This window comes from Pseudovibrio sp. Tun.PSC04-5.I4 (assembly GCF_900104145.1).
Classification (GTDB): Bacteria; Pseudomonadota; Alphaproteobacteria; order Rhizobiales; family Stappiaceae; genus Pseudovibrio.
Map to the genome: position 1 here is coordinate 75,151 of NZ_FNLB01000001.1, position 19,882 is coordinate 95,032.

A 19,882-nucleotide genomic window follows, 5' to 3' on the forward strand; every position below is an offset into this window, starting at 1 on the left:
TGAAAACCGGACTTGGGGCCGGCTTTAACCGTTAGGAAAATTTGTGCAGGCCCTTCCTTCAGTCAGAAGAGCCTGCCGCGGCCTCAGTATTTTCAGCCGCGCTTCAACAGCACGTCCTTTTCGTAGGTCTCAACTTTATCCAGCCATTCAATACCGCCTGACATTCCATTCTGCTGGCAATAGTAATCCCACACAGCACTCCAAGGCATGACCTTGAGATCTTCCATGAGTGCCAACCGCTTGGTATTGTTGCCGGAAAGCTCAGCATCTTTCAGCAGTTTGGTTGGTTCAAGGAACGCCTTCAGCAGTGCCTTGCGCATGTTGCGAGTGCCGATCACCCAAGCGCCAATGCGGTTCACCGATGCATCAAAGAAGTCCAGACCGATGTTGACCCGCTGACCCAAACCACAACGGACAATCTCACTGGCGATCGCTTGTGTTTCATCATCAAGTAATACGATGTGATCACTGTCCCAGCGCATCGGACGACTGACATGCAGAAGCATTTCATCAACGAAAAGCGAAACAGCGGAGATCTTGTCTGAGATAACCTCAGTTGGATGGAAGTGCCCGGCATCAAGACACAAAAGCAGATTTCGTGTAGCCGCGTAGGCGAGATAAAATTCAGAGGAACCTGCCGTATATGCTTCAGCACCAATGCCGAAAAGCTTACTCTCTACAGCGTCCTTGTGAAACTCACGGGAGATATCCTCCTTCAAGATCTCATCAAGCGACTCCATCAAACGGCGACGTGGACCAAGCCGATCTGCGGGAAAATCCTTGGACCCATCCGGAATCCAGATATTCATAACAGATGGGGTGCCAAGCTCGCGCCCGAAGTATTCCGAGACTTTCCGGCTCCGCTTACAATGCTCAATCCAGAACTCACGGATCTCCGCGTCAGGATGGCTAAGTGTCATGCCCTGAGCGCTTTTCTCATGTGAGAACAGAGAGGGATTGAAGTCCAGACCGATGCCCTTCGCTTTAGCCCATTTCACCCAATTCGCGAAGTGCTTTGGTTCCAACTGATCGCGGTCAACATATTGATCGCTCTCAAGATAAAGCGCATGCAGATTAAGCCGTTGCTTGCCCGGTATGAGGCTCATGGCGAAATCAAGATCAGCTCTCAGCTCAGCCGGGTTGGTGGCCTTGCCCGGATGACACCCTGTGACCTGAATACCACCGGAAAGTTCTCCATCTGGGTTTTCGAAACCTGCAACATCATCGCCCTGCCAGCAATGCAAGGAAATAGGGGTTTCATCCGCCGCTTTGATGGCTGCGTCAACATCCACACCCAGTTCTTTGTAGCGTTCTTTAGCGATCACAAAGGCATCTTCAACTGCCTGTTTTTTGGAGGTCATAGGTATCTCCCTAGGTCTTTGCTTATTTTTTGAATGTCATTTGCACGAACAGCGAAGGCGTCGAAGCAATTGTTTGATTGAGGTGAAAAATGCGTACTGCTGAAGCTCTGGGATATAAGTTGGCGTCCAGCGGGCAAATCCTTGACCGCGCCAAGTGCAATAAGCTGACACATCAGGTTGCCCGTGGCAGAGGCCTCAGCCGGACCGGCAATCACTGGAATCTCGCATGCATCTGCACATAGTTGATTGAGGAACAAATTTTGACTTCCGCCACCAACCACATGGATGGCTGGAATAGGATGACCGCGCAGGTCTGCCATATCGTTCAACACACTGCGATACAGTACAGCCAGGCTTTCAAAAATCGTTCTTGCAAGGGCACCAGCGGTCTGAGGAACGTCTTGATTGGTCTCCACACAGTAGGCCTTGATTTCATCAATCATCGACGCCGGGTTCAGGAAACGTGGTTCATTGGTGTCAATAAAACACCGGAACACAGGAGCCGCTTCCGCCAGTTTGACCAGTTCAGCAAAGCTCGCGATCCCAAGTTCCTCACGGAGCATTTGGGCGAACCAAAGTCCCGATACGTTCTTGAGAACTCTGAACTTTTCTACCCCACCCTCATTTGCAACATTGAGCAAACGCGCTGCATCGGAAGTCAAAGCTTCAGGCTCTTCAATCCCAATGAGGGACCACGTTCCCGAGCTGATGAAAGCTGAATCTGGTTCACTCATAGCAACAGCGGCAACGGCAGCAGCGGTATCATGACTTGCTATTGAGATCACGGGTATGGAATGCCCCCTCACCTCGTAATTGCCGATGACGTGATTGGGCTGCGAGACCGGTAAAAACCAATGCCGAGGGATCCCAAGCGCTTCAATCAGATTGGCATCCCACATCTTGGTTTTGCAGTTGAGCAGCTGAGAGGTGCTGGCGAAGGTGTACTCGCAGTTTGTCTCTCCGGTCAGAAGGTATCCCAAATAGTCAGGTATAAACTGAAGGTTAGATACGTCTCCCAGCCACGCAGGCTTTGAATTCAACAAGGCCTTTAGCTGATAAATCGTGTTAAACGGCAGAAACTGAATGCCTGTGGCGGCATAAATAAATTCTTCACCTAGGTCCGCAACGACCTCTTCCATAACACCGGCGCTACGAGCATCCCGGTAGGAGACCGCTTTTCCCAGACGGTTCCCCAATGCATCAGTAAGAACGAAATCAACGCCCCAAGTATCGATGCCTATTCCATCAGGTGTAATCCCAGAATCTAAAATAAGATCAATGCCATGACAGATCTCTTGGTGAATTCTGTCGATGTCCCATTCGCATCTATCACCGGACACCAGATGATACCCATCAAACCGATGCCATTCTTTCAAACTGATGTGTTCCCCATCAAAACTGCCAAGAATGACACGTCCGCTGGAGGCACCTAGATCAACCGTAACTAATTGTTTTAACATGCACACTTCCTCCCGATGCGTGCGCCTCCTATGAGGCTTCTTCTCATCGAGGCCGAGGCCTTATGTGGAGTGGAGGGGTAGCGAGATAGCTTCCCCCGCGGGCAGCAATCACAAATTAAAGGTCTCTTTCAAAAGCAGCATGTCTGCTTCTGAAACACCTTGTGGCTCAAACCCTGCGGAAAGGCACATGAGGTAAAGCTTGGCACCCTTGTTTGCCACGTCCATAAAATCAAAGGCTTCTGCTACATCAACACCAGTTGCCACAGCGCCGTGTTTCTCCCAAATTGCAACGTCGTGGTTGCGCAATTTTTCCATGGTTCCCACTGCAATATCCTGACTTCCCGGCATGCAGTAGGGCACAATACCAATACCCTGAGGTACAAATGCCCGGACTTCCGGCAGCATCTGCCAACACACTTCAGTGAAGTTATTCTCATTACTAGAGCATTTTGGTAGGTGAGAAAGCGCAATTAATTCAAGTGGATGAGAGTGAACTACACAACGGTGGTTAGAACCGGACCGCTGCTTGTCCATCATTATTTCCACATGAGATATGAACTCACTGGTTGGCTTGAAGTGTGGATCCCCACGACCACCCCAAAGCAGGTGATAGCCTTCAGCAGTCTCATCAATTTTTAAAATACAGCCGGCCAGATGGGGCTCGCGTAATTCACGGATGCGTTCGCCTGTTCCCTTCACGAAAAACACATGGCCCGCACTGTCTTTTGGAAAGCCTGCACCGTCACCAACAATGGTCAAAGGATTGTGTGCGAACTGTGAAAGCTCAAGCTCAACTCCTTCAAAATACTCAGTTAAATCCAGCGAGATATTGCCGCCATTGCGTTCAGCCCACTCCCGTTGCCATAGGTACCCAGCAACTTCGACCACTTTTTTAATTTCTCGCTCAGCCTCTACGGGTAGCGTTTCGATGTACATTATTTTTCCTTCACATCTGACCGGTTAAGGTCAATCGTTGGTTGGTGAACAACCGTTATTTCAGGTGAAAAACTTGCTTCAGCGGTGTTGTGACAGGCGAACCATCTGGGTAGGTTTCCATGATATCTGCCATGAAGGCCCACCATTTTTGAACAATGGGATAGCTACCCAGATCCTGGGCACTCAACTCACCGGAGACGCTGTGAACGGCGAGTAACTCATTGGTGGAACTATCAAAATGGATGGTGAAGTCGCTGATCCCATGAGAGGCGAATAGCTCTTTTAACTCAGGCCAGAGGTCTTCATGCCGCTTTTTGTAATCATCTAAATACCCCGGCTTTAGTTTCATCTTGAAAGCGATTTTCTGTGACATTTTTTTGCGTTCTTTTGTGCGTTGCTTTGCGTTTTCTTGCGTTATTGAGTAGGAGCAACCGGCAACTGAGCTGCCAATTGCACACTTTTGCGCGCGGTCAGCGCAGTGCCATCTGAGCCATGATGAATTTGGTAATTCGGGGCAGGACGATGACCCCGATCAGAAGGCAACCCGTGAAGATCGTCATCACGATGCCGGGCACGTTGAGCAGGCCAAGCCCGAAGGTCACGAGCCCCATCAGCAGAGCTGCCAGCGTGACACCAAGAATGGTTCCTGAACCACCCAAAATGTTGACACCGCCGAGCACAACCATGGTCACAATCTCAAGCTCCCAACCCTGCGCAATGGAAGGCCGTGTTGATCCGAGCCGCGAGGTGAGAAGAACCGCTGCGATCCCACTTGCCAGCCCGCTGAGCAGGAACAGGTTGAACTTGACCTGACTGACTTTGATGCCGGAGAAGGCTGCACACGTCTTGTTGTTGCCGATCACAAAGATATTGCGACCAAAAGTGGTTTTGTGCAGCAAGACCCAGAAGAACAGACCAATGATGAGGAAGAAAATCATCTCGACGGTGAAAGCGCCAAACAGATAGCCCTGTCCGAACCACGCAAAGCTTTCGGGGTAGTTTTTGTAAACCGTGTCGCCCAGAATAATGTAGCTGATGCCACGGAACAGGCTCATGGTCGCAATCGTCACGATAATGGAATGCAATCCAATTTTGGCAACCAGAAACCCGTTGAAGGCTCCGCACCCAAGACTGGTCAGCAATCCAGCAGCGATGATCACCGGAGTGCCAAAACCTGCCGTGGCCACAGCCCCCATCATTGTAGAGGACAATGCAATGTTGGCTGCAACTGATAGATCAATCTCGCCGGAGATGATTACCAGCGCCACGGCAAACGCTATTATCGATTTCTCGATAAAGTTGTAGGTCGCATCTGATAGGTTCCAGACATCCAAGAAGTATGGAGATGCGAGCGTGTTAAGGAAGAAAACGAGCAGGACAACACAAACCAGCAGGGTTTCCCATCTGGCCATCTTCCCGACCAAACTCGTTTCCAAAGTGTTCGGAATTTCGGCGCCGCGACGGCGAACGTTTGAGACGTTCATGATCATGCCTCCGCTCCCTTATTCTTGAGAATAGTCCGTCCTTGCTTGCGTTCAGACTGCGCATTGAACACCACAGCAAGGATGATCACGGTGCCTGAAATTGCCATTTGCCAGAACGGTGAGATATTGATGACCGGAAGAGCATTGTTGACCACACCAAGGAACAAAGCCCCCAGAACAGCGCCGCCCACGGTGCCAATGGCACCAGCGATGGAAATGCCGCCAATCACACAGGCTGCAACCGTTTGCAGTTCAAACCCGGCTGCAATATCTACATAGGCCACAGCATATCGACTCACCCAGAAGTACCCGCAAAGACCAGCGACCATTCCAGAAAGGCAGAAGGCTTTGAACTTCACCTTGCCCACAGTGATACCCATGTAGACAGCAGCGCTTGGATTATCGCCAATCGCATAGAACTGGCGTCCAAGGCGGGTGTAACGAGACAGCACATACATCCCAGCCACCGCTGCCAGACCAAACCAGGTCAGCAATTGCATGCCCAAAACCTCAGTTCGTGGGAAGGCGAGGAAACTCTCAGACATCTGGTGAGAATTGATCCAGCTGCCGCCAGCAAGCACAAACACCAGCCCGCGATAGATTGCCATGGTGCCAAGGGTCACCACGATGGGCGGAATATCGAACTTCCACACAAAGAAGCCGTTGATAGCGCCCAGAAACAGACCCAGAGCGAGTGCGATCACCAGTAATGCGACAATGGGAAGTCCGGGATAGGCCGCATTCAAACTCGCGACGACCATTCCAGTCAGCGCGATATTTGCCCCGACGGACAGATCGATACAGCGAGTTAGGATGACGAACATCTGCGCACAGGCGAGCATCATCAGAATTGAAGTATCGTTGAGGGTCCCGAGCACATTTTTCAGGTAGATGAAGCTTGGGGAGCGGAATGAGATTGCCAGCACCATCACCATAATGATCGCTGCCAATAAGTATTCACGCCTTTTGAAAATTGAATTCAGCATAAGATTAATCCAGCCCGATCAGTTGATGTTGCCTGTTGCCAGGTTGACCAGTTTTTCCGGTGTGGCATCTGCCTGATCAAATTCGCCAACGATCAGACCTTCACGCATCACGAGAACGCGGTCAGACATTCCCAACACCTCGGGGATTTCAGAGGAAATCATAAGAACTGAGAGGCCTTCTTCAGCCAGTTCGCTCATGAAGCTGTGCACCGCTGCCTTGGACCCGATATCAATGCCCTTGGTTGGTTCATCCAAGATGATGACCTTAGGCAAGGTCGCCAGCCATTTGCCGATGACAACTTTTTGCTGGTTGCCGCCAGACAGCGAACCCACGGACTGGTTGAGGGCCGAAGCTCGCAGATCAAGCCGGTCGGCATATTTGCGCGCCACGTCATATTCATGAGCAAGATCCAGAAAGCCTTGTTTGCTTGTGGCTTTGAGCGAGGACATGCCGATATTCTCAGCAATGCTCATTTCCAACGTAACGCCCTGCTTGCCGCGATCTTCGGGCACATACACCAAACCGGCTGCAATAGCCTGATCTGGCGAGCGGATGGTGATCTCCTGACCTTCGATGTGAAGCTTGCCATGAGAGGGGTGAGTTGCGCCAAAAAGGGACTGCGCCACTTCTGTTCGTCCAGCACCCACCAACCCGTAGACACCCAGAATTTCGCCACGCTTCAGCTCAAAATCAATGGAGTCAAACTCTGTCGGGTGGCAGTAGTTCTCAACCTTCAGCACCACTTCAGTGCCGGGCCTGTTGTTTTTTGGGAAGGCGCGATCCACCGAGCGACCAACCATCTTCTTAACCAGATCAGCACGTTCCACATCTGCCAGCATTCCAGCGCCAACCAACTGTCCGTCACGGAAAACGGTGTAGCGGTCAGCAATGCGGAAAACATCCTCGAATTTATGCGAGATAAAGAGGATCGCTTTGCCTTCGCTCTTCAGCCAATCAACGATGTCGTAGAGCTCTTCAGCTTCCTTGTTGCTAAGCGCCGCTGTTGGCTCATCCATGATGACGATCCGCGCATCAGTTGAGAGCGCCCGGGCAATTGCCACCATGTGTTTGTGGCCGATGGTGAGGTCTTTTAGGATTGTCCTCGGGCTCATTTGTGTGCCGAGTTTTTGCAGAACTTTGGCAGCATTGGCTTCCATACAGCCCCAGTCGATCAAACCAAGTTTTGTGCGTGGTTCCTGACCAAGGAAGATATTTTCGGCAACGCTGAGCTCGTCAAACAGAACAGTTTCCTGGTGAATGGCGGTGACCCCTACCCGAGTTGCATCGAGAGCATCAATGAATTTGATTGGTTCATTATTGAGAAGGATTTGGCCTTCATCGCTCTGATAAACACCGGTGAGGATTTTAACGAGTGTTGACTTGCCTGCTCCATTTTCGCCGATCAGGGCGGTAACAGAACCTGGATACAATTTCAGCGACACATCATCGAGTGCTTTGACCCCCGGAAACGTTTTGGAAATACCGCGCATCTCTAAAACACAATCGGCTTGGCCCCGGTTATCGGTGCTGGCATTAGACCGCACTTCGCCGATGGCTGCCTGCAACCCGCTATTTGCAGAGGGTGCACCAACATCCTTATTTATCGACATCGATCGATACTTTCTTTTTTATTTTGAAGGAGATCGGGCAGGTGAACACCCGCCCGATGGTGCGAAGGATCAGAAGATTTTCGCGAACTCTTCCACATTAGAAGCATCGTAGATGAATGGGTCAGACATGCCAGCGGCGCGGGTTCCATCCAACTTGATTTTGCCAACACGGCCGATTGAGATTTCGGCACCTGGTTCCGCTTTCGCAGTCCCTTTTACCAAATTGTAGGCGATGTATGCAGTTGAGTAGCCCAGATCGATTGGGTTCCAGATTGCAAAGCTTTGAGATGCGCCAGATTTTACGTGACCAGCCATTTCGGAGGGCAAGCCCAGACCGGTAACAAAGATTTCGCCAATTTTGCCTTCATCAGCAACAGCTTGAGCTGCTGCAACAATGCCGACTGAGCTCGGTGAAACAATCACATTCAAATCTTTGTAGCTGCGGATAAGGCCTTTTGCTTCGCGGTAACTTTTTTCCGCAAGATCATCGCCATAAGCGATGGTCAGCAACTCCATCCCAGGGTATTGCGGCAGTACCTTTTTCATCTCCTCAATCCAGATATTCTGGTTGGTGGATGTTGTTGTTGCGGAAAGGATTGCAAACTTGCCTTTGCCGTCTTTCATGGCATCGCTTGCAAGCTTCACATTCATCCAGCCGATGAGATCATTTGAGGATGGGTTCAAATGAACGTCACGTCCGTCAACAGCAACTCCAGAATCCCAGCTAACAACCTTGATGCCACGCTTCATGGCGCGTTTCAGGGCTGGAACCAGTGCATCTGTATCATTCGCGGAAATTGCAATGGCATCAACACGTTGCGCAATAAGAGCATTGATGACGTTGATTTGACCGACGGCTGTTGTATCTGTAGGCCCGGTATAGATAATTTCCAGATCGCCAAGTTCGGCCGCGGCTTCCTGAGCCCCCCGGTTTGCTGCTTCAAAGAAGCCGTTTCCGAGCACTTTTGCGACAAGACCGACGCGTATTGTCTCTGCATAAGCGCCGGAGGCGCTGAGCATGGCTACACCGGTTATTGCCGTGACCAAAAACTTGTTTAACTTAGACATTTAACACTCCCAATTGTATGTCTAGTACCTGAATTTTCTACACATCTGTCAGGTGTCAGTGATCCTCATGGATCACTACAGTTATCAGTCTCACCCCGGCTTCCTCCACAAGCCGAGCTGCCTGATCACTCACCTTCTCATCTGTGATGACGGTGTTAATCTGCTCCAACGCGCATTGCACCATACTGGAGCGTTTCAGGAATTTGGAACTGTCGACACACAGGATAGTATCCTCTGCGCGTTCCATGAGCCGGCGCTCTTCCTGAATAATGAGAGGGTCAGATTCCATCACCCCGAGGGGTCCAACACCCTTAGCGCCGATAAACATGCGCCGGGCGGAGAAATTACGAATTACATCGCTTTCAAAAGGTGACAGAATGAGACCCTGATCTCGGTAAACCACACCACCCACAATAATGACGGTGTTTGTTGTTTCTTTAATAAGAAATTCCGCTATCGGAAATGAATTTGAGAGCACCCGTAGGTTACTGTGACGCAGATAGTGCGCCATATAAGAGGTGGTAGAACCGCCGTTTATTATGATGGAGTCGCCGTCATCGCACAGCCGCGCCGCTTCCCGCGCAATGGCCTTTTTCTCAGCAACGTTTTCAATAACGCTTTCATTAAACAAGCCGGTTTCCAATGGAAGCACCGCATCAGCGTTCATTGCTTCCACACCACCATGTACCCGGTTAATCTTCCCATCCGAACATAGTTTGGAAATGTCACGCCTAATTGTCGCTTCTGATGCGCCAAGTCGGCCAACAAGGCTTTGAACGGTTACAACGGGACCCGCTCTTGTAGCCTCCACTATGAAACGATGTCTTTCTTTCTCGTGCATGTGCGCTCCTATAGATCCATAGTCGTGTCATTTCCTTGCGGAGTCAATCATATTAATTCAATTTCAGTCATATTCAGTCAAAATTTTATCATAAACGTTCCATTCATACGAGGAGGGATCTTGTGAGACGTGTTGAATAATTCGGGCAGCTCAGCTTACAAGATTAACTTTTTGGGTTAAATTGAGCAGTTTAATGCCGCATAAGTTTAATGCTGAGTGCCGTGACAATATCCCCAAAGTGCTCTACCACGGGACGAACTGGCATGACTACAATGAGAGCCCGCGTAAGCATAGTGATGTCACTGTATGGCCTAACAGACCCCAAGCTGCAAAAGTGGCCAAAATTCAGGACAATTAAAGAACATGCTGAGCAGAGCGAGCAAAAATTTGCTCTTTGGACGAACGGGCCAATAGCGGCCATCCGAGGGCTTCCATCAAGGCTTGTTGCTATTCGCGTAAGAAGATTTTCTGAGTGCTTTCCTGTGCAGTCATTTATGGATCTACGCATTCACTTAAAGGCGACGTGAAGCGGGAGTACAGAACCTATTCTTGCCGGCCATGATTACAAGTTTGTTGTTCGGAGCTATTAACGCGTATCTCAAGCAGATAAGCGCTGCTTATTTCGACACTAATGCATGCTTCCGCCTGAACTTTTTTTCAGGATGTCTGCCAGAACGTGGGATGGGACGGGCAGCATGACCTGCCCGAGGGACTTGAGCGTTTCAGCGAAATTTGCGGCAGCTTGTTCAACTTCTTCGCATCTTTGTGGGCAAGTGATGTGCTGCAGACAGAGGTCCACTGTATCGACACCGTGCTGCAAGCCAGCGATTAGACCCATGGTCAAACATTCTTCGACACAAAGATGCTGAGAATCGTAAGGGTAAGAGCGAAGCGGACATGCTGCGCAGCGCTTCAGTGTGCGCACGTATTGAGATAGGCTGGCAAGCACTACTCCGGCATTTTGAAGACCGAGCACTTCGCTGTAGAGTTCCCAAGCCATCTCCCAGGGCGTGATGGAACCTGTCTCAAAACCGGATGACCAACGGCGATACCCCTCCAAAACCAGTCTTTCTGGTTGGCGTTCTAGGTAAACATCATTTGCCCCAACATCCATGGGTAGCGCCTCTTTTGTGCATCTGGCGGTTGCTTCACTCGGCCAGTAATTTAAATATGAGTATCACAGTATAGTTTATTAGAGTATGAGTGTTCAAGCGGCAGTTTCATCTTGTGGAGCATTTTGCGATTTATCTGGCACTGATACACGGCCAGTGCGATCAGGCAGTCGTGGGCTGGGAACGGCCCTTCTTTCAGTTCCATCAAGGGCTGAACTAGCTGGATACTGTAGGCACATTTTGTGAGTGCTCTTTGATTACTTATCTCAGACTGATTCAATCATTGCTACAAGACGCAACGAAGGCTCGTAGAGCCCATGACGGCCATTCATGAGGCAGCCGGCCCTCGCTAGCGCCGTGCGTTAAGCCTCCTTGAAAGGTAACAGATTGGATGGAAAAGCCTAAATAGGACGCAGTTAAAGAAAGTAACAGAAGGTTTTTTACCCCGCGCGCGGGGTAAACAGTCGTTGTATACATGCTGCGGAGGGCGACTTCTATTGCCGATTGCCAGCAGTATAAAACAGCTGCCCTAGGATAGAAAACCCTATGAGTTTAGTAAAATATTCCTTCTACATAATATAGTTGTATAGAAATATGAATCATAGATAAATTCTCAATAGTAGAGATGTAAAGTAATCAAAGCATAATACCAAAATGGACAAGTCGAAAGAATCATTGTATTTATAGTTAAATTTAATCATGCAAATTTTATATTACATATGGAGGCCGCTTCATGGAAAACAACAGGAAGGATATGTTTATCGTAGATTTAAGAGGGATGCATCTTTCAGATGAACAGGCCAAACGCTTCAATGAAGCAATGCAGGCTACTGTTTAAAAAGAAATTGTAGAAATAGATGACCTTGAATCTGTAAGCATTGATGAGCATGGGCCCAAATTACTTGGGGTGGTCTTACGCCAAGGGCGTTAGATTGAGAGTGAGCAGGTCTGAGGAAATAAAATCCCAAGTGCGCCCTGTAAAGAAGGTAATGTTCTGTTTGGGCGAGTTTTGGCCGACACCGCTATTTCTTACCTGAGGAACCTATTGGGGTGACGGGTGCTTTTGTTGAAGCATCAAAATCGACGACCTCAAGAGCAACGCTTCCGATTTACCGCTCCTTGCGCCCAAAGCAGCTGTAAGAATTGGAAAGACGAGCAGTGTGGCTTGATTGATGAGATTGAGCACGCACTGAGACCTCAACGCAGGCGAATCCTGAGGTTAGGGCGTGTAGTTTGCGATCCACCTGTCGTTGGTTTTTGCAAAAACAAGAGGCGGCATGTGTTGCCTGCAAATTTGTGCAACGGGAGAGTTTCAGTGAAATCTGTCGACAATCGAGGACTTGACCGCTCAGTAGGTCAGATTTTCAGAGCAGAAAAAGAACAGCTTTTCATTGAGCTACCAAGAGAGACGTTACAATCGAAACTGCTTGGCGGCACAAATGATCTGGTAAAGGCTACTGAACCTTTTCCTTTAGTGGATGTGATTGCTGTTTCAAAGCAAGAGCTGGAGAGTAAAGGAAACTCTGTTGCATTTGGTGCGCAGGGAACTCAACCGCCCGATAAAATCTATCCCAGTTATCTGAATCAATATGGTGAGCGCGTTGCTATTGATGATGGGTCGCTGATTATTGGCTTCAAGCCAGCGGCAGATTTAAATCTGGATGCTTTTACCAAACGGTATGAGCTGGATCGCATATGGTATGATGAAATCGGGAGCTTTGGCCTCTTCCGCAGCCGGCGTCAAAAGGTTGATGAGCTACTGCCAAGACTTCGGGATGACGCGTGGCTTCTTTATGCGGAGCCAAATCTGCTTTTGACCGAAGAAGATGATGATGAGCCTCTTGATGATATGGAGGCTGTTTATCATTTTGAATATGATGGTTCTGCGCTTTGGAATCATAAATTAATCGGTTTACGTGAAGCGCAGGAGCAAACCACAGGTGCTGGTACTTTAATCGCCGTGGTGGATAGTGCTGCTGATCTTGAGCATCCTGAAATTGCAGACCGTGTCATAACCAGATCGCCTGCATTCAACTTTGCGCCAGACCTGCCGCCGCGCCGACATGGTACCGGTGTAATGAGTATCGCAGTTGGAAAAGGTATCGGCATTGCTAGTCAAGCTCGGTTGCTACCTGTTGCGATCCATACCAGCGGGTTAAAAGACTACGTAACGCGAGCACGTGCTATAAACGTGCTTACCAAGATTTGCCGTGAAAAAAGAATTTGGGTCGATGAGCTGCAACGGTTTGAACCAGTCAACAAGCTCATTGTAAACTGTAGCTGGAAACTCAAAAAGCGTTACAATCTCATTGCTGTTGAAGAGGCCTTTCGGAGGCTTCACGAGGCAGGTGCAATTATAATCTGTTCTGCTGGTAACAATGGCACTGAAGAGGCGCATTTTCCCTCAGATTACGAATATTGTCTATCTGTTGCTGGCACAACACCGGGTGATGAGAAAACCGAGACTTCAAACTATGGCGTGCAGGTCGATATTTGTGCTCCTGGGGGGACAGGGTATCCATTTTCTGAAGACGACATAGTTGTGGCTACGTTAGATGCGCAAGAATGCGCCTATACGGCTGGTACATCTTTTGCTGCCCCTCATGTCGCGGGAGCTGCCGCATTGATCTGGGAGCGTATGGGAGATGTCCCTGCGTCTGCTGTCATCGAAAAATTGCTCTCTGAGGGCATAGAGACAATAGAAGCCGCATTAGGTTCCTTTGGGAATGTGATGGGAAGCGGCCGACTAAACATCGCTGCTGCGATTTCCCCCATAACCACTAACGAGAGGTGACAAGAATGACCACTGCAACCGCAGAAACCAAAGACATTAGCATCACGCTTGATGATGTTGTTGCAACGGGTGAACGAATTATCGTTATAGAGAATGAAGCTCTGGCAAAAGAAATCGCTAAAGCATCCACTGATGATATGGAAGGCATTATTCCTAAAGTGACTGTGACCGTTAAGGTTGAATGGAAATAACTATTTGCAGGCGCTGTGGCTACATCATCACGGCGCCTTTGTCCCCTCTGGATATATGGCCCGAGCTTAAGCAAATTGCCTTTCCCATCACAGGGTCTGTTGGGGACAAATACAACTAAAAATTGCAAGAACGTTCCGGCAGTCTGAGCCCTGTATCTGGGAGGGCCCTGTTGCAAATATTGTTTTGAGTTAAATATTTTCCTCAGCGTCGTTTTTCAAGCGGCCCATGCCTCAATTTCGGCACGGTGATGGTCAAAGAGCTCCGAAAACATGTCTGCCCCTAAGCCAAATGTACGCTCGATAAGACGGACCTCACCCTTGATCCCAGGTTGGATCTGGAACGCTTTGGCCTGGCCTTTTTTGAGGGCGCGCATCACCTCAAAACCCTTGATCGTAGCGTAAGCTGTTTTGCGCGATTTGAAGCCAAGTGTGGGCTTTATCAGCCGCTTCAGCTTGCCATGATCGGCCTCAATCACGTTGTTGAGATACTTAACGGCGGTGTTCTGTGTTCGTTGGACATTTGTCCTCGGCTTATAATGCCCCTATCGCCGGTCCGTATGTCGGGGCCTTGTCGGTATTGATCACGCGTGGTTTTTCGTAATCCTTCAAACCCTTTAACGCTTTACCCAGAAAGGTTTTTGCGGCCTTTGTGTTGCGCCTCAGTGAGAGGTAGAAGTCGATTGTATCGCTCTGTTTTGTGACCGCGCGATACAATCGACATCCACACCGCGCTCCTCAAGCATTGCTTCCAAATCACGATAGCTAATCCCGTAGCGACAATACCACCGAACAGCCCACAGAATGACTTCACCACGATAATGCCGCCATTTGAAATCACCGCTCATTGGAATACCTCTCGTTTTGCCCAAAACCAGACATGCGAAGATTATTTGCAACAGGGTCTGTTTGGCCTTAGCTGAGCTTAAACGCGAAGGGAAAGCTCCCGATTACGTGAAGCTGCGACAGGTAAAGTATCTAAATAACCGATTTGAAAGCGATCATGGCAAGCTCAAACGGCTGATTAAACCATTGCTCGGCTTCCAGTCGATGCGAACAGCGGCTGCAACCATTAAAGGCTTTGAGGTTATGCGGATGTTCAAGAAATGACAGTTTGGCAGCTGGATCAGCTCTGTCGGAGGTGGGACCGAGGTTTCCTTTATCAACCGCTTGTTTGGAATTTATGCCTGAATTGCGCTTGAGGAAGGCTATTTGTGTCTTAACTCAAAAGATGCAACAGAGCCTCTTCGACGATATGGAGAACTGGCTGCATACTCAGCTTTCCAGAATATCCGACAAGTCCCCACTGGCAAGAGCAATCCGTTATGCACTCACCCGCCTGCCAAAAGCACAGTCCTATCTTGATAATGGCCATCTGGAGATGAACAACAACGCAGCCGAGCGCGCGATGAAGCCGATAGCATTGGGAAGAAAAATTATCTCTTCATGGGATCACAAGGCGGGGAAAGGCTGCTGCAATCGCCTACACACTCATACAAACTGCCAAGCTCAATAACGTCGACCCACAAGCATGGCTCACCTGGGTGCTGGCTCAAATTGCCGACCACAAGATCAACCGCATCAACGACCTCATGCCTTGGTGTTACGTTGGTAAACCAGCGTAACTGAAGCGGCTCAAGCTAAATAGGTCGGGTTCGCCGGACGCTTACATAGGCCCGCGGGGTTTTGAAGAAAGAACTGCAGAGACATCTGCGGACCAAACGCGCGGTACGCCGCTCCAAACACGCAAGTCTCAAACGCAATGGACTGGGCCAAATCAAAGATGCAGTCTCGATTAGCGAAAGACCTGCTTGTGTTGAAGACCGGGCAGTACCGGGACATTGGGAAGGCGATCTGATCGGAGGTTCTAGGAACAGTTATATTGCCACTCTTGTTGAGAGACAAACACGCTATGTTATGTTGATCAAGGTTGCTAACAAAGACACCAACCGTTTGTTACGCCAGTATTTACCACGTGGCACTGATTTGTCTGTGCATTCTCAGGCAGAACTTGATGCAATCGCAAGGCAGCTCAACGAGCGACCACGCAAGACCTTGCAATATCAAACCCCAGCTAAGAAGTTTGCTGAGTGTGTTGCAGCGATCAGTTGAATCCACCGCCCGATCTCACGACTATTTGCTGCCGTTCATGGCCTGGATGCAAATGGCAGCTTCACAAGAGTTTCATGGCTACCGAGAGTCTTGTCGGCATTATAGGTCTTCGTCAGTTTGCCACCTGCCTTTTCAATAACCCTAACCGATCCGGGGTTTCTTGGACTTGTTGTGATTTCAACATACTTCAACCCTATGGTTTTTGCCTCTGGCAGAATTGCACAAAGAGCTGCAGTGGCAAGTCCTTCCCCTTGTCTCCAAGGCACAACTGCATAGCCGATGTGACCGGAACATGTAGCAGGCAATTCTTCTGTTCCTTGCATCCATCTCAAGCCAATATGGCCGCAAAACTCATTGTCCCATATCCAACGCCGAATGCTCGGCAAGCGGGGCTCTTGAGAACCGTCCGGCAGTGTTATAGGCCCTGCTTTGGCAGTAGGGTCATCCAGACTTTATACAAAGGATGCTGCATCTTATCAAATACGGCTATTTGGACCCATAGGGGCTGACGTCAGACAATCTGCCATTGGCCCAGATCTGGGGCCAAGCTGATCACACCTCTTCTGATGGGCAATTCTTTGCCTCTGCTCGTAACTCAGGTGAAATTAACGCCAAATATGGACCTAATCCAGGTTTGAAAATCTAGTCTTTTTGACAGGCCAATACGCGTCTTTCCATTCAAACGTAATCGGAGCCACGTCCGGGGAAGCTCCGTTTGTGCTGGATGGGCTGATGGGGAATGCGGCTCAGTTCAATCCGCTTGTGCACTACGTTGATACCGGCGGCGTATCGGATCACGTCTTTGCTATGTTCCATCTGCTCGGGCATAAACTTGTCCCTCAATTGAGCTGTTTTGGAAAACCAAGCGCATGGAAAGGCCTGTCTTCTATCATCGAGAAACCGATAAACGAGGAAGCTATTCTGAGGCCTAGGGGAGACATTGTCCGCTTGGCAGCGAGCGTCAAAAGTGGGTCCGTAAAACCCTCAACACTATTGCGAAAACTAGGAGCCTACCGTCAACAAAACCGGCTTTATCTTGCTCTGGGAGAAATTGGACGGATCGAGCGCACCCTGTTCATGCTGGATTGGACGCAAAATCCGAAATTACGGCAAGAGTGTCAGGCAGGTCTGAATAAGGGGAGGCACGTCATACTCTGGCAAAAGCTGTATTTGCTCATTCCCAGGGGCGTATTTATGATCGATCCCCAGACGCTCAACAAAAGCGGGCAATGGCCCTTAATCTTGTTATTGCAGCGATTATTTACTGGAATACGCGCTACATCAATAAGGCGGCGAACCATCTCCGACAAAGCGATAATCTACCAGATCCAAACCTACTAAAACACGTATCACCCTTAGGTTGGGTTCATGTCAGCCTCACGAGTGATTATGTTTGGGATTCTGGCGCGGCAGAGCGAGAAGGTGGGCGTAAACTTATGAAGATGAGAAGGTTCACCAAATGTTCGCCCTTAGCGTTATCCAGCGTACAAACCTTGCGATGACGCCAACACTGACTCAACAGATCCTTGCATCTGCCGCAAAGCTAAACCAAACACGGATTTGACACTCAAACAGGTTTCAATGGCAAGATCTAAATACTTGGCGGGTCTCCCGCGCGGTTGCTCGCTGGTGCGAGCCAGGCACCGACAACGCTGTCTTCAACCCAGACTGTGATGTCTCCACGCCGACGCAGGCTTTCATTATACTCCGACTAGTTCGTCACACCTTATATTTGGTTTTCGCGACCTTGTGACGACGGTCGGCATTGTGTTTAAACAGCATAATGGAAGTCTTCAAAAAAGGAATTTTCAGAGAAGACACACTTCATCAGGGGAATATTGCAACAACGCCCTTATTGAAATGTGTATGTTACATATCCTACTAAGGTGGCGAGGCCGAGAACTAAGAAAATCACCACAATTGGTGCGATTAGTCCTGCGAGCAAACCCAGGTTTTCGAGCCAGATAATAGGTGATTTAATTGCAATTTGATCTTGTTTGATATCTGCGAAGTTAGGCGTTTCTGCGTCATTTACAATCTTGTTTCTCCAATGGGGGCTTAAATGTGAAGCTATTGTAAATAGTAAGGCCAACCCGGCTGTGGCAAAAATGATCGGACCGACTAAACCGGGCTGCGCTCCTTCTCGGAACAGGATAACAGCCCAAAAGGTCAATACCAAAAGTCCAACTGTGATTAGCTGGCCTATACTTGCAAGTGGTATGACTTCCACCTGGTTGGAACAGATTTCACATTGATAGGTATAGGCGCTGTTATAAATTTGCATATGGCGTGCGATAGGTTTCAATGTAGGTCCGCCGCACTTATTACAGTACCGAACTTTAGGCATTATGCGTTACTCATTGTTTTTGCTGATTAGAAAATGATCGCTAATGATTAGATCAGGCCGATCGCACATTGCCTGCGAATTGCATCCACACCCAATGACATGCCTTTTGTTGGCAATAGAAACAATAGTGTGCCTTCGGGGTTGAGTAATTCAATGATGAGTGCGTTTGCAAAAACATTCAGTGTTGTGTAACTAGCAGGGAAGGTGCCCTGCCATGCTTGATCGCCGGGACCACCATCGAAGTAGTAAACTGAGATACTATCCTCGTATTCACCGCCGCCCGGTAATGAAAAACGTAGTTTCAGGTTAGCAGTCATCCCATCCTGCGCAAATAGATGGGGCAAAGAAGCCACCATCAACTGAAAAAATACCCGACTGTCTTCCCGTGCATCACAGCTTAAACTGAGATTGTAATCAGCATCCATGACCCTAATATTTACGTAATCACGCCCATTGCGGTCCGAACCGGTTTCCGTCAACCATTCGCTGGACAAAGCAGGGCCAGAAATAACCAGTAAAGAGGACAAACTGATAAGCAAACGACTTATAGCTTTCATTTTTCAGTTCCGTAAACTTGCCATTCAAAATCCGAAATCAGCTACCAATTGGCTCAAGCAGGTATCTTGATATTTTTGCCCCGGGTAGATTTCAAGAATGGTGATCAGAATGCCTCTTGGACGAATTTCTTCACCTAGCAAAACTTCCTGTGGCCCGGTCTCATCTCGCAAAGTGCGGACCCAAGTTCTTCCGCTGTCTGTCTTGATTTCGATTTTCTTGACGCGTGAATTGTTCAGATACGTTTTAGTTGATTTGTCATATCCGTTTGCGATGAGCAACCGATCGTATGCTGGCGGCCCGGTATCACCTTCGAAGGGCTCATAGGATAGTTCGATGGCCTCTCCAATCCCATTTCCTTTGACGCCTTCGCACCACGCACCTTCCTGAAACAGGTTTTGCGGGCCGTAGAGATTGGCCTCTTGTGAGGGTAAGGCACTTGAAACACACCACGAGATACTCTTAGCAATCTGCGTTTCCTGAGCAAGTTTATGGCATATGGAGTACGTTGTTTTAGATGCCCCAACAACGTTCTGCGGGGTGGCTAAAACAATGAAGAAACCGAGTAACGCAAGGGTATAATTTTTAAGTTGGGTCATTCTCGTGTCGCCTGTGGCTTACAAGTAGGTGTGACGGGGCATGTGCTTTAAATGATTAAGGCTTCAGGATGCAAATATGGTCCACGAAACGACCGTTGGATACCGTGTTGATATCGACTTGTTTGCCGTCATTGTAGGCCCACGCGATTTGTTTTCCGATAGCTTTAGTCGTGTATATTTTCCAACCACAGGCATTGTGGTGTAGTTGAAAGCAACCTTGCCCAGAACGCTCGGCAGTACATTCACCTTTGGTCGACCATGCGGGAAAGTTCCCTCCTTTAACCGCTAGGTCTAATTTTGTAGCTGCCGAAGGTGACGCGGATGCAAAAGCTATCAAAACTCCCAAGCTAATCGACTTTATTAGTGTACTGACCATGGTTCTTCCTCGCTGCAAGCGCGGTACTCAGAGCATACCTGCTTGTGGTTTA

General features: G+C 49.0%; 23 protein-coding genes and 3 pseudogenes. 9 read left to right on the forward strand and 17 right to left on the reverse strand.

All coding sequences use genetic code 11. The features are described 5' to 3' along the window. Positions 1-92: 92 nt before the first annotated feature. The 9 genes from BLS62_RS00365 to BLS62_RS00405 all read right to left on the reverse strand — a co-directional run bounded on the left by BLS62_RS00365 (position 93) and on the right by BLS62_RS00405 (position 9,747). Complete coding sequence (locus BLS62_RS00365; RefSeq protein WP_093175007.1) at positions 93-1,361, reverse strand: L-rhamnose isomerase; 1,269 nt, start codon at positions 1,359-1,361, stop codon at positions 93-95. Then, positions 1,358-2,821, reverse strand: coding sequence for a rhamnulokinase (gene rhaB / locus BLS62_RS00370; RefSeq protein ID WP_093175011.1), 1,464 nt, complete (start codon positions 2,819-2,821; stop codon positions 1,358-1,360). Before rhaB ends, BLS62_RS00365 begins: the two co-directional genes overlap by 4 nt. 108 nt (positions 2,822-2,929) lie before the next feature. Beyond that, positions 2,930-3,757 carry a rhamnulose-1-phosphate aldolase gene (gene rhaD / locus BLS62_RS00375; RefSeq protein WP_093175017.1) on the reverse strand — a complete coding sequence of 276 codons (828 nt, stop codon included), beginning with the start codon at positions 3,755-3,757 and terminating at the stop codon, positions 2,930-2,932. A gap of 55 nt (positions 3,758-3,812) precedes the next feature. After that, on the reverse strand, positions 3,813-4,130 hold the full coding sequence (locus BLS62_RS00380) for an L-rhamnose mutarotase (RefSeq protein ID WP_093175020.1): 318 nt from the start codon (positions 4,128-4,130) through the stop codon (positions 3,813-3,815). A 97-nt stretch (positions 4,131-4,227) separates the two neighbouring features. After that, complete coding sequence (locus BLS62_RS00385) at positions 4,228-5,241, reverse strand: ABC transporter permease (protein ID WP_093176857.1); 1,014 nt, start codon at positions 5,239-5,241, stop codon at positions 4,228-4,230. Positions 5,242-5,243: 2 nt separating this feature from the next. Continuing rightward, positions 5,244-6,224, reverse strand: a complete 981-nt coding sequence (locus tag BLS62_RS00390; protein WP_093176860.1) for an ABC transporter permease — start codon at positions 6,222-6,224, stop codon at positions 5,244-5,246. Between the two features lie 21 nt (positions 6,225-6,245). Further along, positions 6,246-7,718: a sugar ABC transporter ATP-binding protein gene (locus BLS62_RS00395; protein WP_244283466.1), complete on the reverse strand. Its 1,473-nt coding sequence runs from the start codon at positions 7,716-7,718 to the stop codon at positions 6,246-6,248. A 189-nt stretch (positions 7,719-7,907) separates the two neighbouring features. Next, a complete protein-coding gene (rhaS, locus tag BLS62_RS00400; RefSeq protein WP_093175029.1) occupies positions 7,908-8,906 on the reverse strand; it encodes a rhamnose ABC transporter substrate-binding protein in 999 nt (332 codons plus the stop codon). Between the two features lie 55 nt (positions 8,907-8,961). Next, entirely contained in the window at positions 8,962-9,747 is a 786-nt protein-coding gene (locus BLS62_RS00405; protein WP_093175032.1) for a DeoR/GlpR family DNA-binding transcription regulator, read from the reverse strand. Positions 9,748-9,940: 193 nt separating this feature from the next. Here BLS62_RS00405 and BLS62_RS30920 point away from each other — a divergent pair, with 193 nt between their 5' ends. Beyond that, positions 9,941-10,105 carry a hypothetical protein gene (locus BLS62_RS30920; protein WP_159436442.1) on the forward strand — a complete coding sequence of 55 codons (165 nt, stop codon included), beginning with the start codon at positions 9,941-9,943 and terminating at the stop codon, positions 10,103-10,105. 270 nt (positions 10,106-10,375) lie between these two features. On the opposite strand, the gene BLS62_RS00415 is transcribed toward BLS62_RS30920, so the two are convergent. Next, on the reverse strand, positions 10,376-10,861 hold the full coding sequence (locus BLS62_RS00415) for a hypothetical protein (protein ID WP_093175040.1): 486 nt from the start codon (positions 10,859-10,861) through the stop codon (positions 10,376-10,378). 1,313 nt (positions 10,862-12,174) lie between these two features. On the opposite strand from BLS62_RS00415, the gene BLS62_RS00420 reads away from it, so the two are divergent. Both BLS62_RS00420 and BLS62_RS00425 read left to right on the forward strand, forming a co-directional pair. Further along, on the forward strand, positions 12,175-13,653 hold the full coding sequence (locus BLS62_RS00420) for a S8 family peptidase (protein ID WP_093175044.1): 1,479 nt from the start codon (positions 12,175-12,177) through the stop codon (positions 13,651-13,653). 5 nt (positions 13,654-13,658) lie between these two features. Continuing rightward, the gene (locus BLS62_RS00425) at positions 13,659-13,844 is read left to right on the forward strand and encodes a hypothetical protein (RefSeq protein WP_093175047.1); all 186 of its coding nucleotides are present in this window, start codon (positions 13,659-13,661) and stop codon (positions 13,842-13,844) included. Between the two features lie 215 nt (positions 13,845-14,059). On the opposite strand, the pseudogene BLS62_RS32480 reads toward BLS62_RS00425, so the two are convergent. The 3 genes and pseudogenes from BLS62_RS32480 to BLS62_RS31930 form a co-directional block, all read right to left on the reverse strand. Further along, positions 14,060-14,347 (reverse strand): annotated as a pseudogene (locus BLS62_RS32480) (DDE-type integrase/transposase/recombinase); the annotation flags it as partial. Positions 14,348-14,375: 28 nt separating this feature from the next. After that, a complete protein-coding gene (locus BLS62_RS32485) occupies positions 14,376-14,558 on the reverse strand; it encodes a DDE-type integrase/transposase/recombinase (RefSeq protein WP_280141810.1) in 183 nt (60 codons plus the stop codon). After that, positions 14,504-14,689 (reverse strand): hypothetical protein, encoded by a 186-nt coding sequence (locus BLS62_RS31930; RefSeq protein WP_244283479.1) that lies wholly within the window; start codon positions 14,687-14,689, stop codon positions 14,504-14,506. The genes BLS62_RS32485 and BLS62_RS31930 overlap by 55 nt, the downstream gene beginning before the upstream one ends. A gap of 64 nt (positions 14,690-14,753) precedes the next feature. Here BLS62_RS31930 and BLS62_RS00435 point away from each other — a divergent pair. The 4 genes and pseudogenes from BLS62_RS00435 to BLS62_RS00445 form a co-directional block, all read left to right on the forward strand. Beyond that, positions 14,754-14,951 (forward strand): annotated as a pseudogene (locus BLS62_RS00435) (DDE-type integrase/transposase/recombinase); the annotation flags it as partial. A 4-nt stretch (positions 14,952-14,955) separates the two neighbouring features. After that, positions 14,956-15,357 (forward strand): IS66 family transposase, encoded by a 402-nt coding sequence (locus BLS62_RS31525; protein ID WP_208990617.1) that lies wholly within the window; start codon positions 14,956-14,958, stop codon positions 15,355-15,357. Beyond that, on the forward strand, positions 15,335-15,466 hold the full coding sequence (locus BLS62_RS31530; RefSeq protein WP_244283468.1) for a transposase domain-containing protein: 132 nt from the start codon (positions 15,335-15,337) through the stop codon (positions 15,464-15,466). Before BLS62_RS31525 ends, BLS62_RS31530 begins: the two co-directional genes overlap by 23 nt. A 52-nt stretch (positions 15,467-15,518) precedes the next feature. After that, positions 15,519-15,953: pseudogene (locus BLS62_RS00445) on the forward strand (IS30 family transposase); the annotation flags it as partial. A gap of 35 nt (positions 15,954-15,988) precedes the next feature. On the opposite strand, the gene BLS62_RS00450 reads toward BLS62_RS00445, so the two are convergent. Then, entirely contained in the window at positions 15,989-16,339 is a 351-nt protein-coding gene (locus tag BLS62_RS00450; protein WP_200798421.1) for a GNAT family N-acetyltransferase, read from the reverse strand. A 265-nt stretch (positions 16,340-16,604) separates the two neighbouring features. Here BLS62_RS00450 and BLS62_RS00455 point away from each other — a divergent pair, with 265 nt between their 5' ends. After that, positions 16,605-17,294: a Tn3 family transposase gene (locus BLS62_RS00455; RefSeq protein WP_208990620.1), complete on the forward strand. Its 690-nt coding sequence runs from the start codon at positions 16,605-16,607 to the stop codon at positions 17,292-17,294. A 511-nt stretch (positions 17,295-17,805) separates the two neighbouring features. Here the strand turns inward: BLS62_RS00455 and BLS62_RS00465 are convergent. From BLS62_RS00465 to BLS62_RS00475, 3 genes are all read right to left on the reverse strand, one after another. Then, positions 17,806-18,258, reverse strand: coding sequence for a hypothetical protein (locus BLS62_RS00465; protein WP_143521460.1), 453 nt, complete (start codon positions 18,256-18,258; stop codon positions 17,806-17,808). Between the two features lie 89 nt (positions 18,259-18,347). Next, a complete protein-coding gene (locus BLS62_RS00470) occupies positions 18,348-18,857 on the reverse strand; it encodes a hypothetical protein (RefSeq protein ID WP_093175062.1) in 510 nt (169 codons plus the stop codon). Positions 18,858-18,881: 24 nt separating this feature from the next. After that, positions 18,882-19,454 (reverse strand): NADase-type glycan-binding domain-containing protein, encoded by a 573-nt coding sequence (locus BLS62_RS00475; RefSeq protein ID WP_093175067.1) that lies wholly within the window; start codon positions 19,452-19,454, stop codon positions 18,882-18,884. 76 nt (positions 19,455-19,530) lie between these two features. On the opposite strand from BLS62_RS00475, the gene BLS62_RS32490 reads away from it, so the two are divergent. After that, a complete protein-coding gene (locus tag BLS62_RS32490; protein WP_280141811.1) occupies positions 19,531-19,659 on the forward strand; it encodes a hypothetical protein in 129 nt (42 codons plus the stop codon). The last annotated feature ends 223 nt before the right edge of the window (positions 19,660-19,882 follow it).